At 60.9% G+C, this 13713-nt stretch carries 13 protein-coding genes; 9 read left to right on the forward strand and 4 right to left on the reverse strand.

Going from position 1 to position 13713, the window contains the following annotated elements; all coding sequences use genetic code 11:
* Nucleotide 1 precedes the first annotated feature (1 nt).
* Nucleotides 2-2716 carry a cyclic nucleotide-binding domain-containing protein gene (locus tag KBY67_RS08445; protein WP_255110589.1) on the reverse strand — a complete coding sequence of 905 codons (2715 nt, stop codon included), beginning with the start codon at nucleotides 2714-2716 and terminating at the stop codon, nucleotides 2-4.
* Between KBY67_RS08445 and KBY67_RS08450 the strand changes: the two genes are divergently transcribed.
* The 8 genes from KBY67_RS08450 to KBY67_RS08485 all read left to right on the forward strand — a co-directional run bounded on the left by KBY67_RS08450 (nucleotide 2706) and on the right by KBY67_RS08485 (nucleotide 10792).
* Complete coding sequence (locus KBY67_RS08450) at nucleotides 2706-3518, forward strand: phytochelatin synthase family protein (RefSeq protein WP_255110590.1); 813 nt, start codon at nucleotides 2706-2708, stop codon at nucleotides 3516-3518. The two genes, KBY67_RS08445 and KBY67_RS08450, sit on opposite strands and share 11 nt — an antisense overlap.
* A gap of 64 nt (nucleotides 3519-3582) precedes the next feature.
* The gene (locus tag KBY67_RS08455) at nucleotides 3583-4335 is read left to right on the forward strand and encodes a M23 family metallopeptidase (protein ID WP_255110591.1); all 753 of its coding nucleotides are present in this window, start codon (nucleotides 3583-3585) and stop codon (nucleotides 4333-4335) included.
* Between the two features lie 82 nt (nucleotides 4336-4417).
* Nucleotides 4418-4813, forward strand: a complete 396-nt coding sequence (locus KBY67_RS08460) for a transglycosylase SLT domain-containing protein (RefSeq protein WP_255110592.1) — start codon at nucleotides 4418-4420, stop codon at nucleotides 4811-4813.
* 201 nt (nucleotides 4814-5014) lie between these two features.
* The gene (locus tag KBY67_RS08465; RefSeq protein WP_255110593.1) at nucleotides 5015-5620 is read left to right on the forward strand and encodes a type I restriction-modification system subunit M N-terminal domain-containing protein; all 606 of its coding nucleotides are present in this window, start codon (nucleotides 5015-5017) and stop codon (nucleotides 5618-5620) included.
* Nucleotides 5621-6030: 410 nt separating this feature from the next.
* Nucleotides 6031-6555, forward strand: coding sequence for a hypothetical protein (locus KBY67_RS08470; protein WP_255110594.1), 525 nt, complete (start codon nucleotides 6031-6033; stop codon nucleotides 6553-6555).
* A gap of 20 nt (nucleotides 6556-6575) precedes the next feature.
* Entirely contained in the window at nucleotides 6576-7151 is a 576-nt protein-coding gene (locus tag KBY67_RS08475; RefSeq protein ID WP_255110595.1) for a hypothetical protein, read from the forward strand.
* Between the two features lie 1128 nt (nucleotides 7152-8279).
* A complete protein-coding gene (locus tag KBY67_RS08480; RefSeq protein WP_255110596.1) occupies nucleotides 8280-9299 on the forward strand; it encodes a hypothetical protein in 1020 nt (339 codons plus the stop codon).
* 1175 nt (nucleotides 9300-10474) lie between these two features.
* Nucleotides 10475-10792 (forward strand): type I restriction endonuclease, encoded by a 318-nt coding sequence (locus KBY67_RS08485; RefSeq protein WP_255110597.1) that lies wholly within the window; start codon nucleotides 10475-10477, stop codon nucleotides 10790-10792.
* Nucleotides 10793-10801: 9 nt separating this feature from the next.
* On the opposite strand, the gene KBY67_RS08490 is transcribed toward KBY67_RS08485, so the two are convergent.
* Nucleotides 10802-11329: an ISAs1 family transposase gene (locus KBY67_RS08490; protein ID WP_255110608.1), complete on the reverse strand. Its 528-nt coding sequence runs from the start codon at nucleotides 11327-11329 to the stop codon at nucleotides 10802-10804.
* The gene (locus KBY67_RS08495) at nucleotides 11326-11955 is read right to left on the reverse strand and encodes a transposase family protein (protein ID WP_255110598.1); all 630 of its coding nucleotides are present in this window, start codon (nucleotides 11953-11955) and stop codon (nucleotides 11326-11328) included. The genes KBY67_RS08490 and KBY67_RS08495 overlap by 4 nt, the downstream gene beginning before the upstream one ends.
* Before the next feature lie 500 nt (nucleotides 11956-12455).
* On the opposite strand from KBY67_RS08495, the gene KBY67_RS08500 reads away from it, so the two are divergent.
* Nucleotides 12456-13250: a glycosyltransferase gene (locus tag KBY67_RS08500; protein ID WP_255110599.1), complete on the forward strand. Its 795-nt coding sequence runs from the start codon at nucleotides 12456-12458 to the stop codon at nucleotides 13248-13250.
* A gap of 61 nt (nucleotides 13251-13311) precedes the next feature.
* Here the strand turns inward: KBY67_RS08500 and KBY67_RS08505 are convergent, their stop codons facing one another.
* Nucleotides 13312-13485, reverse strand: a complete 174-nt coding sequence (locus KBY67_RS08505) for a DUF2256 domain-containing protein (RefSeq protein ID WP_255110600.1) — start codon at nucleotides 13483-13485, stop codon at nucleotides 13312-13314.
* Between the last annotated feature and the right edge of the window lie 228 nt (nucleotides 13486-13713).

Below are 13713 nucleotides of genomic sequence, written 5' to 3' on the forward strand. Positions count from 1 at the left end.
CTCAGCTCTGCAGCGAGCGCATCAGGCTCTGGAGGTGGCGGCTCTCCAGTTGCAGCACCCGCCGGGCAAAATCGGGGTCACGCTCCAGCACCGCATCGAAGCCATCCACGGGCACCGCCAGCAGCCGTGTCCCCTCCTCTTGGGCCACGATCGTGTTCTCCGAGGCGCTGTGGCTGAGCACCTCCAGCTCATCGAGCACCATGCCGGGGAGCAACGGCTCCAGGCGAAGGCCATCGGCCTCCTGGTAGCGAACCGCCGCCCGCCCCGCGATCAGCAGCAGCAGTTCGCGGCAGGTGTCACCGGTTTCAGTGATCAGCTCCCCGGCGCCGAAGCGGCGCAGCTGCGAGACCGCCGCCAGCTGCTCCAGGCTGGCGTGGCTGGTGCCGCTGAAGAAATCGCTGGCGGCCAGGTGAGCCCGCATTTCCAGCTCCGGCAGATCCTCGAGCTCGGGCAGCGGCGCTTCGGGCGGGCCCACAACCTTGAGCACCTCCGCCAGGGGCACGGGCGCGGTGGCGGGATCGAGGCCACTGGCCAGCAGGCGGGCATGGTTGGGATCAAGCCGTGCCAACAGGAATAGTGCAGCGGCCCGCAGAAGCGGTGTGCGCTCCTGCAGCAGATCTTCCAGGCTGGAGAGGGTGGCGGCGAGGGGACAGGCCGGCGGCTCCTCCGCGGCAGCTGGCGGCTCCTGTTGCAGGAGCGCCAGCACGGGCGCTGAGAGTTGTCGCTCCCAGCCGCCCTCGGCCAGCACCACGGGCAGGTTCACCGGCCTCAGGGCGTGAAGCCTGGAGGCCCACTCCAGCGCTTCCGGCTGCTCCTTCAGCTCAGCCAGAACGCTGAGCATGGCGCGCACGCTCAGATCCTTTCGCTGCAACAGGGAATCAGCGAGCAGATCACGCACCAGCGGCTGATCCGCCAGCACCGGCTGCAAGAGGCTCAGGCGGACCTGTCTCAGCTCGGAGAAGCGCGACAGCATCGCCTCCAGCTTCTGCAGGGCCGAGATGCTGGGGTCCAGACCCTCGAGCACGCTGGCCGCTTCATCCGGGCTGATCGAATACTGATTGCGCAGGCTTCGGATCACCTCGGGATCGGCCTGACGGCTCTTGAGCAGCATCAGCCGTTCCAGGGATTTGCTGTAGCCGCTGAGGCGCACCTGATCCTCGAGGCTGCGGCGACCGTCGGGATCGAGCAGGTCGGGGTTCTCCACACCCACCGACTCGAGCAGCAGGCTGTGTTCCTCGTCGCTGATGCCGATCTCCCGGCGCATCTGGCTCAGCACCTCCAGACTGCTGGAGGCGTTGGCGTAGCCCTCCTGGAGCGCCTCCCTCACTACCTCCTTGTACACCTGCTGGCGTTTCTCGCGGGTGAAGGCCGGCAGCACCTTGGCGAGCACGTAGACCTCATGGGGGCTGAGGTCGGCCAGCTGGCGGCCATCGAGGTAGCGCCCCACATCGAGATCGAGCTTCTCCAGCTGGCGGCGGAAGCGGCTGGCCAGGTTCTCGCGCTGGTGCAGATCGGCGCTGCGCTCCCAGGAGCGGTAGAGCCAGAGGCTGCTCACCGCCACCACTACGGCATCGAAGAGGGTCTGCACCCAGGCAGGCAGCAACAACAGCAGGGGCCGGCCAGAGAAAAGAAAGAAGAAGTTGAACACCAGAAAGGTGGACAGCACGAAGATCTGATGCCGCCCGAAGCGGCCGCTGCGCTCAATCCAGCGGCCCACTCGCACACCAAGCCAGGTGAACAAACCGAGCACCAGCGGAACCGCCACCAGCCGGGGCACATTCAGGCTCTGGCCGAAGAGGAACAGTCCGGGCCGCAGCAGCCTCGACAACTGATCGCTCTGGCGCAGCCAGGCCCCCGAGAAGTAGTAGTCCCAGGTGCCGGCGTAGAGGTAGTAATAGAGGAAATAGCCCACCACCAGGCCCACGTAGGCATAGCGCTCGAAGCTGAACTCTCGGGTGCCAAGCCGAGTCCAGTACATCCTCTCGGCGTCGATGTCGATGCAGGGTTGCTGGCAGGCCACGCAGGCGCTCTGTTCACTGCCGTCGGCTAGCACGGTGCGGCACATCGACTGGGTGATCGGTTTCTCGCTCAGGTGGGCTTTGCTGCCGAGCAGGCCCGCCGGAGTGGAGTAGACGCTCTGCACCGGCGCCATCGGGCAGAAGTACTGGCACCAGGCCTTGCCGCCATAGAGCCAGCCCACGCTGATGGCGGCGGCGATTGTGAACAGCAGCCAGCCGGCCAGCACCAGCCGATCGGCATTGAAGAAGAGGATGCGCCCGCAGAGACCCACGAACAGCCAGCCGAACTGGAGTTGGGGGTAGTGACGAGCCAGCCAGGAGTCGTCGGCCACCTTGGCCAGCTGCTGGCGGCGCTCACCGGTGCGCGGGTTGACCTTGGTGCGCTGACGCTGCAAGCCCAGGGCCCGGGGGATCTGCGAGAGAAAGGAGAGGGGGCAGATGCGCCGCCAGAGCTCATGGCCGAAGAGCAGCAGGATCAGCACCGCCGCCGGCACCACCACCCCCCAGAAGGCGGTGGTGCCCAGGGGATAGGGGGTCTCACTGAGGCAGACGCCCTGCACCGTCACGCAGCCGTCGGGCAGGCGCAGGGGGCTCCAGGGGTGATCCGCCTCGGTGAAGCGCGGCGTCCAGGGGTCGTAGAAGAGCGAGGCGATGATCAGCAGCCAGGCACTGGTGAGAATCCAGCGGATGCCATGCATCCGTGCCTCAGACACCTCAAAGGCCATCAGGCGGGGCCACACTGGCGCGAACCCTAGATGGATCGCCCTGACCCTGCCTGCCACCCGCCGCTACCTTGCCCTGCCGGCCGTTCTGGGTCTGGCGCTGGTGGCCCTGCCGCCGCTGCTGCCCCGTGCCCTGGCCCAGAGCGGGGTCACCATTCCCCTGCCGGAGCCCCAGGGCCAGACCCTGCTGCTACAGAGCGCCGATCGCGCCGACTACGGACCCCTGGCGGAGCAGTTCCTCACCCAGGCCAACCTCGCCTACTGCGGCGTGGCCAGCATGGTGATGGTGCTCAACAGCCTGGCGGTGCCGGCCCCGGCGGCGACGGGTTACGGCAGCTACCGCTTCTGGACCCAGGAGAACGTCTTCGAGGCCGCCACCACCCGGGCGGTGCTCAGCCCGGAGGTGGTGGCCCGCCAGGGCATGACCCTGCAGGAGCTGGGGGCCCTGCTGGCCAGCCACGGGGTGCAGGCCCGGGCCATCCACGGTGATCGGCTGAGCCTGCCCCAGTTCCGCCTGCTCGTGCGCAGCAACCTCAGCCAGAGCAGTGATCGCCTACTGGTGAACTACGACCGCAAGGCCCTGGGCCAGGCCGGCGGCGGCCACATCTCCCCGCTGGCCGCCTACAACGCCGCCACGGATCGGGTGCTGGTCCTGGATGTGGCCCGCTACCGCTACCCGTCGGCTTGGGTGCCCCTGGCGGATCTCTGGCAGGCGATCCGCACCACCGACAGCAGCTCCGGCCGTAGTCGCGGCGTGGTGGTGGTGCGACGGATCTGAGGGCGGTACAACGCCACCATCTGCAACGCCACGGTCCGTGGCGAGTCGGCCTGTGCTGCACTCGATGGCCCCTGCCCGCTCCCGGCTCAACCCGGCGATGCTGGTGCTCATGCTGCTGGGCGGTCTCTGCGGGGCCGTACTGATCCACGCGCGGCCAGCCATCGCCGCGCCGCTGATCCCCGACTCGGCCAGCGGCGCGGGCTCTGAAAACGAGACCTGGACTGAGGCCATTCGGCAGCAGCCAGGCGATGGTTCACCAGCGACGCCCCCCAGGCCCGAGCGGCCGGCAACGGTTCCCCCCGTGGTCGCCGTGGGAGATCTTGCACTCGAGGGGCAACCGCCTTGGCCTGGCGAGGCTGCCGCGAGGCCGCCGGAGCCGTTGCATTACCCCCTGGCCCGCCCCGCCAGCGAGCAAGACCCCTGGGGCTGGCGATATGCGAGCGCCCGCGGGGCCTGGCGCATGCACACCGGAGTGGATCTGATCGCGCCAGAGGGCACCGCCGTGCTGGCCGTGAACGGGGGCCGGGTGCAGCGGGTCGATGTGATTTCGGGCTACGGCCTCACGGTGCTGATCGACCACGGAGCTGGCTGGTCAAGCCTCTATGCCCACCTGCTGGAGGCCAGCGTGAGCCCAGGCGAGAGCCTGCGGGCCGGACAGCCCCTGGGTCTGGTGGGCCAGAGCGGCAATGCCAGCGGTCCGCACTTGCACCTGGAGCTTCGCCAACGGCAGCCTCAGGGGCTGGTGGCGGTGGACCCCACACCGCTGCTGCCCGCGCCTCCCTCCGCTGGGCCCATCGCTGGTGACCTGCGCCCATGAGCGCTGATGGCCAAGCTCAGTCGGCCACTGGTCAACCCACCTGGGAGCCGATACCGTCCGACGCAATTGGCCGGGTGGATGGATGCCGTTTCACGCTGTTTCTGCCGGACGAGCCATCCGCCTGCTGCTCGGTGCAACCCTGGCCCTTGGGGCCACTCCCTGGGTGACTCCCGCTGCTGAAGCCAATCAAGCGGGCCAATCCCAGGTGCTTACGGCCATCCGCCAGGTCTGGCCCGCTGCGCACCACGAGTCCGCCATCCGGCTGGCGCGCCTGGAGAGCGGCCTGTCCCCCACCGCCCGTGGCTGCGCCGGGGCCTGCCTCGGGCTGTTCCAGATCCACTACACGGCCAACCGTCAGCTGATGGCCGCGATGGGCGTCCACACGCCGGACCAGCTGCTGGATCCGGTCGTCAACAGCACCGTGGCCTATCGCCTGTTCCGCGAGTCGGGTTGGAGCCCCTGGGGGGGTCAGCCCTGAGTGCTGGTTCATTCAGCGATCAGCAGCCGTTGTCGGCACTGCCAGGCGTTGAAGGAAGCGAGATCCACAGTGCCGCGTTGATCTGATTTGTTGGCGGCAAAGTCAGGCCCATCGCTTTGGCTGCTGCTGAGCGTGACTCGATACCCCAAAGGCCCTCACCCCAGGCAGGCTCCTGTCAGCGAGGCCAGACCTGATCCATCCATGCCCGATCAGGACCAGCTGAACGATTTCCTCGAAGCCCTGGAAACGGCCGGCAGACCCGCCAAAAACTCAATCCTGCGCGCAGAACTCGGTTGGGATGAGCCCCTTTACGAGGAGGTGAAGGGGGAACTGGTAGCCAAGAGGATCGTGGTGCGCGGCAGGGGCCGCAGCGACAGCGTGTGGCTTGTGGGAGCCGAGCCGGTGGCGAAGGCAGACGCACCGACCAGCAAGGGCTGCGAGGTCAAGACGCTAGGCAACGGCACCGCCAACCTCGGCTTTGAGGCCAAGCTCTGGCTCACGGCCGACAAGCTGCGCAACAACATGGACGCGGCCGAGTACAAGCACGTGGTGCTCGGGCTGATCTTCCTCAAGTACATCTCAGACAGCTTCGAAGAGCACCGCGCCAAGCTGCTGGCAGGCGTTGGCGACTACGAGGGGGCCACCCAGGAAGACCCTGACGAATATAAGGCCGAGAACGTATTCTGGGTGCCGGCCGAGGCCCACTGGAGCCACCTGCAGGCCAACGCCAAGCAGCCCACGATCGGCAAGCTCGTGGACGACGCCATGGTGGCGATCGAGCGCGACAACCCGCGCCCCCCTATCTAATCGTCACCGAATACCAAGGGGTCACGATCAAGGAGCACCAGGAACGACGTCGCAGGTGGCTTCTGCTGTGGGAGCCGGGTGAGAGCCACTCGTGCCGACATACCAACGGCCCTTGCTCCCTTTGGCCAGAGAGCAAGCCACCTGCAAGCCCTGGGCAGTCACCCCCAGAATGTTTTCTAAAGCTGAGCCGTTCGATCGCCCCGCGCAGCCCCATCGGCTCCAGCCACATGCGCATCAGCTGGTTGGCGTTGCCCGTGGTGCGGATCTACGACGGCTAAGTTGGCTATGGCGGGCTGTGTCAAGGGATGCTGCAGGTCGCTTAGCATGAATGTCGAACCGAGATGACGAGACCATTGATGAGGAACGCAAAATATAGTGTCATGCTCATTGCACTTTTCAGCCTGTGTCACATGGATGGGAGCAAAGCAGAACCTCCCATAATCACGCAACTACAACCTACCGCGAGCGCTCAAGATGCCAGCGGGGCGGAAACAGACTTTTTTGCTATTGGCTGGGAATTGCTGAAAACAGAAAGCTTAGGTCCCCTCAGAATCGGATTATCTTCTGACGAAACCATTAAACTTCTCGGAAATCCTGAGACCAAATCGAAAACGAAAGTTTGGGGAGCGGATGCCCAGGAACATCAGCAATGGAGTTATAACAAGGTGGGTCTTTCCTTCGACATGGTAACCGAAGCTGGTGGACAAAGAATCGCCATGATCAAAGCTAGCAGCCCTTGCGAATTCAAAACAAACAGAGGGGTTGGCATCGGAACTGATGCCCTAACCGTGATGAGCGCTTACAAGGCTGAGATCAATTTATCAGAGAGCGATTCCTCTCAGTCCATAGTCGCCGGGTCGGTCTATGGGGGGCTTATCTTTTCTCTGCAGGATGGCCGAGTATCCTCAATCTTCCTGGGAGCAGCTGCAGAATGATTGGTCGGTTATCGTCTGCCATGATCAATAAAGCGACCGTACTTCGTGCCGCCGCCAACTTCAGTACTTTGTACGGCATAGGCTTGCGAACCGTCCTGCTACTGTCCGTGGCGCTTAGTACGAAGTTTGCCTTTTCAGCTGAGCTACCCACTGGTTGGCGAGTTCCCACAGCGAAGGAATTGGCCGCAGAACCATTAAGGAAGAAGTCACCAACGAGAAACGCGAAGGCCGTTGGTGACTTCAATGGCGATGGAACACCAGATCAAGCATACCAAGTCATCAGTAGAAAGTTTTGCGGCGAGGGCTTGGTAGTTAGACTGTCCTCTCCAAAAGGATTCACTTGGAAGATCATTAACCAAATTGACTGGGGCAAAGACTGTACATCTTCAGCCCTTGACATGGGCATCGACTTAGCCAAGCGAGGAGACTACATGACAGCATGCGGAAAAGGCTATTGGGAATGTGGCATCAATGAGCCGAAAGTTCTGAAGCTGAAGATGCCAGGAATCTGGCACTTTCGCTTCGAAAGCGCCGCATCCATATGGTACTGGGATCACAAGAGCAAAGAGTTCATGCAAGTATGGATAAGTGATTAGTACCGTGCAACTGAGGCTTCAAGGCGACGTCAGGCGGAGATACAGTGGCTCCAAAGCCTGAGTTTCTTGGGTCATGGAATACCACCTCAGAATATATTCATATTGTGAAATATGGTCTACTTGATGCCTTATCTATCAGCGAAGTAGTGCTTGGGCTGTGGTGAGCTGAGCTTCGAATTGCCGCCTGCTGCATGTTGAAGCTTACGGGCCGAGTTGACGCGGGCTGACTGTTGCGGTCTGGACGGTTCATTTCAATGACAGCATAAACAGCAGCAGTAAGTTCACGGCACAGGTCAGCAGCTCAGTGTGTAGACCTCCCTGGGGATAAGCAATCGGAGTTGGCCCAGTCTGCCACCGTGGCGACGGGCGTCGTTGTCGACGCCATGATGAAACAGGGCTGACGGTCCGATCTGTGCCACCGAGCTCGCTGATCCCATCTCTGCCGATCGGCGGTGGGACAACCAATCAGCGTGGCAACTGTACAGATCTGGTGGGACGCATTGGCCACACGCTTGATCAAGCAATGACATTGCCCTGCTGGACGGAGATCGTCAGTATCTGTTTGTCGTGTGGATCATGTAGCTGATTACATCCCCCCTCGGTCCAGCAGGCGACTAGGAGGCTGTTGCGCATAGATTGCAGACGTCAGCAGACACACGCAAAAGACCGGATCCAGCCAACATGGGGCGCAGGCTGATCCTGGTGAGACTGGCCTGACAATAAGAGTCGGCTCAAATTGATTACTGTGACTGCGATTTGCGGGCTAGCCAGTGTTGTACGGCCACAGAATATCTCAGTATCATTCTACTCTGGTCGCACTGTCTGTGGATTTGCTCATAAAAAATCTATGCGCAACAGCCTCCTAGCCAAGAGTAAGACCCCGCTCACGACAATCAACTATGAGCTCGGTGATCTTGAAGCCATCGGGCTCTAGGCCAACGATGTGCTTGTTGGTGGCAGCGCATCAACCATATGGAATCCTCTTGGTCCCGGGCTACTTTCCCTGTATCAAACTGTCAATCTCGGCCGTTTGCCTGACTTTGCGTATTATTTTATCAGTCAGCAGCCAGTCATCTGGTCGCTGGCCATCAACAAAACCGTATCAAGGACGACAAAATGAGGACTGTGTTGCGTTCCGCTTTACTTGCCTTTACTATCGGTTTCGGCAGTATTTTTGCAGCATCATCTCCCTCTTTTGCCCAGCAATCGATACCTCAAATACAATTGATTCCCGGCAAACAATGCGTATACAACAAATCAGGTTACTCCGCGACAGTTTCGTGGTACAATCCTGGCACAGTTATATTCACCGGGGAATCGAGGACGGAAGAAAAAGATTATACAAAATATTCTATTGTAAAAGGCGCTAAGCCTGCGGAGGCAAAAACTATAACCGTTGGCTTTAGTAGCTGTACTCAGTATGCCAACCGCATAGCTGTTGTAAGGATTGTTGGGTATGATAAAGTAAATAGTTTGATTACTAATCTTACTGGGGCTGCTGTTGGAATTGGCACTGCTGTAGGTGGAGCCTTCGTATGTGCTGCGTCTCTCGGAGCTGGCTGCATAGCACTCACGGCCATTGGTCCTGCAGCTGGGGGCGCGATTGCACTGGTCGGTGATGCGCTGCCCGAGGTCAAGGAGATTGCCTATATTGGCTCTCCTGGAACAAAAAACTATCTGGATCTTGGGGGTACCGTCTGGGACCCTTCTGCTAGTATCGCCACCTCTTTACCATTGGGTAATGGTAGATGCCCGGATGGCAAAGTGAATGATGCCGGACTTTGTTATGTCCCTTGCAAGGCGGGCTTTAAGGGAGTCGCCACCATGTGTGTTCCATCGTGCCCTTCTGGCTTCACGGACACAGGATTGCACTGCGCAAAGCCTGCGGCTTATGGGCGGGGTGCTGGTTTCCCCTGGCAATTCGGTGATAAGGCGTTCAGCTTGGATGGAGCGAGACAGCGGTGTGCAGCGGCGAATCCCCAGGGCTGTGAGGTTTCCGGAGCGATTGTCTATCCTAAGTGCAGGTCGGGTTTCAACCCTATTGGCTCCAACATCTGTACGCCCCAATGTCCATCCGGCATGCTTGATATCGGCGTATCGTGTCAGAAGCAAACCTACGATCGCGGTGCCGGCACGGTTATCCAATAGACTTGAATTATTTTCGTGGGGTCGCTAAGCTGTGGCCCCGGAGATCTTAGATCAATCGTGCGCGATCTTCTTTGGTTTTGAATGCGCTATCTCAGTCCAGTTCAACTGGACTTTTTTGAAATCCCCTCTTAGGGGATCGATGATAGATAACTCTCTCAATCGCACGCCCTGGGCTTGATTGAGAGGATTAACGCATCGTTATTACGAGGCTGTGACGGCTGATGTCCGCAGGCGGTTGAGCCTGCTTCATGCCCAGGGGTGGCCAGGATTTCCTTGGCGCTGAGCGGCCATGTCGTCACTCTCTAAAATTGAAGTAAGGTATGGCGGCTGGAGGTACAGGTGGTGCCCGCGTGATAGAAGGAGCAATACGGCTGTAGCGCTGCCGACAAATTCACGGTGGTGCAAATGACCGCTGGCCTCAATGACACCGAGCTAGGGCCTACTGCCGCGAGCGGAGCCTCCTTCCTGAGCAGGTGATCCAGTTATAGTCAACCGACTCAGAATGCCAACGCTAAACTGGTGCTGACTGTGGCCGAGCATAAAACACTGGATGAGCTCTGCGCCCAGCATCTGCAAGAGATCAAGCATCCGCACGAGTAGCTGCAGCCCGAGGAGAAAGCCCTTGCGGATACGGAGGCGTTGCTGGCAATAAAATACGTGGAATGCCATCTGCTTGGAGGACGCGGAAGCCGGAAGGCTGACGAGTGGCGTGCACCGGCGGAAGGCGATCAAGCTCTGATGAAAAGGAACAGTGGTGCTCCGCCCAAGGGCATACCCTCACTGATTGCAGGATCCCCTCTGCCTGATCTCAACGAAACCCAAGTACATCACAATCCTCACCACTTCCGCAGTCTTCAGAACAGGTAGCTGGCCCAATATCTCAGCTCGCTACACAGATCTGCTGCAAGCCAACGAAATCACCTGCCAGCTTGGGTTCGCCATCCTCAGGGAGCATCTCAATCACCTCATGGAGGTTGGCCTGCAATTCCTCAACGGTCTCTCCCTGGCTATGGGCCCCTGGGAATCCAGGCACATAGCCAACGAGCAGTCCGGTGCCGGGACAGCGCTAAATCACAGCCGAAAACGTACGCAAGGGCTTGTTTCTGAACGGTTTGGCCCCATTCTGGTGCACATCTGGGTCCAGACGTTCGTTTCGGCGCCAAGCGCCAACCCCCATGACCCTCACCGAATCCATGGTCGAAGCGGCGGCCCTCGGCTGGTTCCAGCAGCTGGGCTACGCGGTGCTCCCCGGCCCCCAGCTGGCCCCCGGCGAACCGGCAGCCGAGCGGGAGTCGTTCGGCGATGTGGTGCAGGTGGGCCGCCTGCGCGAGGTCATCCGCCAGCTCAACCCGGCCATCCCTGAGGTCGCCCGCGAAGAAGCCCTGCGCAAGCTGCTGCGCCTGGCCCTGCCCTCGCTCGTGCAAACCAACCGCGCCTTCCACCGCCTGCTGCGGGAAGGCGTCCCGGTGGAGTACCCCCGCCCCCAGGGCTGATTCAAAGTCTTAACTCGAGGTTGGTTCTGGCTTTCTCGTCGCCATCGTCAGTAGCGCCGTGATGTCGTGAGTTACGGCTTGCATGCCGGCTCGGATCGACTGAAATCCAGCCAGTCGGAGCAGGTTGAGGGCTGCCGTCCGCAGCGTCGCCATCGCTCCGGCGCCGTTGCCCCGATAACGGTGGGCGTCCTCATTGAGCTGGGTGTCACGGATCCAGTGCCAGCCCTCAATGCTCCAGCGGTCTCGCACCAGTTGCAGCAGGGCTTCTGCGGTGGTGCGCAGGCTGGTGAGGAAGAAATGGATCTGCCGGAAGGTCTGGCCGTCGCGGGTTCCGGTGGCGATCACTTCCACGATCCAGCTGGTGCCGCACCAGGCCTCACGGATGTGCTCCGGTGCCTGTTTGGCGCGGAGCGTCCAGGTGATGGCACGGCCATGACCCTCCTCGAAAACACTTGCCTCTACAAGGATGTGGCGTTTCCCCTGGAACTGGCTGCGGATCTGGCGATGCAGTGTCTTTTGGTTCCCCTTGACGGTCAGGAGGAAGTCGGCCCCCTGCTCCTGGAGCTGCCCGTAAACGGGCGGTGCGTGTGCAGGGCATCTGCCTGGATCAGCACCCCTTCGAGATTCACCTCCCCGAGCAGTTGCCGGAGTACTGCCCGCTCGTGGTTCTCACCGGTGGCGTAGCAGGCCTGCGAGATCGCCACACCCAAGGCGGCCGAGTACTGCGTCACCTGGGCAATGAACGCTGAACCACCACCGGCAGTGGGCTCGATCGAACCTCGCAGGGTCTTGCCAACCGCTTCGCGGAAGCCAAGGGCTACACACACAAGCTGATCGAGATCCGCTGCGCCACCCGGAATCTGGGCGATCGTCCAGTCACGGATGGCCGCGCACAGCGCCGCCACATCCACCTGCAGGAAGAAGTAGCGGAACGCCGAATCCGATGGAGGCCGCCGCAGTTCAAGACCAAGCGATTGGGTGAGCACGCCATGGTGACGGCGAGAAAACCGCTCCAGATCCCGCAGGCTCTGGCCGAGCACTGCCACCAGCAGCAGATACCAGGCCGGGATGCGGACCCCACGCCGCATGCGGGCATCCGGTATCGCCTGCAGGTAACTGATCAGATCAAGATCAGTTACCTGCAGAGGCGGTTTCGGGCACAAGGAGGAGGGAATACCACCGAGCAAACCCCATGCGGGCAGCTCAGGCCAGAGTGCCTGTGACACACTTTGAATCAGCCCTGGGCCGGGGGCTGATCAGGCGGAGATGCACGTACCAGAGAAGGCCCATTGTGTCAGTCCCCCATTACAGCGCCGGATGGACAGCTGAGCAGAACAGATCACTGCTGAGCTCAAACTGATTGATGTTATCCCAGCAAGTTGGTTGCAGTTCGAATGATTCAGAAGGTCTACATCCAGCTGAGTCATAAGCTGTCCGGGCTGAACTTGATGCGTCTACACCAGGTGTCAGAACCAGTGGCCAGCGCCAGTGAACAGCCCCAGTGATCAGCCTGATCCAAACGTGCGCAGGATCTCCTCTTGGCCCAGGAGGCCGCATGTGCACTGGTAAGATGCGCAGGTATGTTCCAAGACCGAAGGGCTGGTTAACCGCATCGCGCCCTTCCACTGGTTGCTTGATTCAGTCCTGGCTTCAGCCCTGAAGCGTGGAGGCCATTGAGACCCCGGGGCCTTTTGAGCCAGAGACAACAAGCAACCCCTTGTGCACCTCAATGACTGTCAGTGTCATCACACCAACCAGGCTGCTGCCGGATCGGCTGAGTATGCTGGTAGAACTCAATCAAAGCCTCAGAAAAAACGACTGTGGTGTGGAGCATGTCATCGTCATCGATGGCGCCAGCCGGGATGATCTTCCCGCTGAGGTCAAGGACCAAGCCACCGTGATCGCCACAGATCGACCGATTGGCCAGGCTGCTGCTCGCAATCTCGGCCTGGTGATCGCGGCTGGCCATTGGATCACGAGCGCCGATGACGACGACTGGCTCTATCCCCACTCCATTGATCAACGGCTGGAGGCCATCCATGGGCAGCGCGGAGCCCTGTGGTCGGCTGGCTATTGCACCGATGACTGCAAGTTTGATCCCAGAATCGTCCCCGCTGGCCCCAGCTCTCCCGGAGACATCTGGCGGGCCTGGCCCACACCGAAGGCCAGCATCCCCCTGGGACCAACCACCCTGCTGATGGAAGCCAACCTGCTCAAACGAGCCGGTGGCTGGATGGGGCTGTCTCAGGGTGAAGATATCGGCATGATGATGGCCGTGACCTCTATGGCACCAGGCATTGTCATTCAAGCCGACGTGTATCACATCCGTCTGCATGGTGGTCAGATGACGAAAACCACCTGGTTTGATGATCTGGAACTGCTCTCGCGTCGCTGTGCCTGGGAGCGGGGTCAGCAGATCCTCTGCGAAGCACAGTTGGAATACGCTGCCTGCAGCTGACGTTGTAATTGCAGCTAACATTGTAATTGCTGTTGAAGTTGCGATTACAGTTGCAGCGAAGTCAGATCAGAGATTGATCCAACGTGCCGGGAGGATCAGCCCGGCTCCGATGTCTGCGACAGCGCTCTGAGCAGTAGCGAACCTCTTCCCACACGTCTTTCCACTTCTTGCGCCATTGAAACGGACGCCCGCAGACCTGACAGGTTTTGGTGGGGCGATCGATGTGGTGGTGCATCAAACAAAGGGGAGAGGGAAGGCCAGGAGAGTGCGCAACGCCGGCTGAATGCTGAATGGAGACTCCGCTCAGGGAGTGGAAGGATCCATCAAAAAAGCCCCTGCAGAAGCAGGGGCTTTCAGTGTCTTGATTGCTATCGCTGGTGATGCAGGGGTTGGGCCCGTAGACCCACCGCTTGCATCAGCCGATCGCAGGTGCGGTCAGCGCCACGGGGGTGGCTTCAGTGGA

The organism is Synechococcus sp. RedBA-s (assembly GCF_024345495.1).
In the GTDB taxonomy this organism is placed as follows: Bacteria; Cyanobacteriota; Cyanobacteriia; order PCC-6307; family Cyanobiaceae; genus Regnicoccus_A.

What these genes read in the sequence shown, in the direction of transcription:
- KBY67_RS08450 (WP_255110590.1), top strand. Translation starts at nt 2,706, where the DNA reads ATGCCATGCATCCGTGCCTCAGACACCTCAAAGGCCATCAGGCGGGGC.
- KBY67_RS08445 (WP_255110589.1), bottom strand. Translation starts at nt 2,716, where the DNA reads ATGCATGGCATCCGCTGGATTCTCACCAGTGCCTGGCTGCTGATCATC.
- KBY67_RS08455 (WP_255110591.1), top strand. Translation starts at nt 3,583, where the DNA reads ATGGCCCCTGCCCGCTCCCGGCTCAACCCGGCGATGCTGGTGCTCATG.
- KBY67_RS08460 (WP_255110592.1), top strand. Translation starts at nt 4,418, where the DNA reads ATGCCGTTTCACGCTGTTTCTGCCGGACGAGCCATCCGCCTGCTGCTC.
- KBY67_RS08465 (WP_255110593.1), top strand. Translation starts at nt 5,015, where the DNA reads ATGCCCGATCAGGACCAGCTGAACGATTTCCTCGAAGCCCTGGAAACG.
- KBY67_RS08470 (WP_255110594.1), top strand. Translation starts at nt 6,031, where the DNA reads ATGGATGGGAGCAAAGCAGAACCTCCCATAATCACGCAACTACAACCT.
- KBY67_RS08475 (WP_255110595.1), top strand. Translation starts at nt 6,576, where the DNA reads ATGATCAATAAAGCGACCGTACTTCGTGCCGCCGCCAACTTCAGTACT.
- KBY67_RS08485 (WP_255110597.1), top strand. Translation starts at nt 10,475, where the DNA reads ATGACCCTCACCGAATCCATGGTCGAAGCGGCGGCCCTCGGCTGGTTC.
- KBY67_RS08505 (WP_255110600.1), bottom strand. Translation starts at nt 13,485, where the DNA reads ATGCACCACCACATCGATCGCCCCACCAAAACCTGTCAGGTCTGCGGG.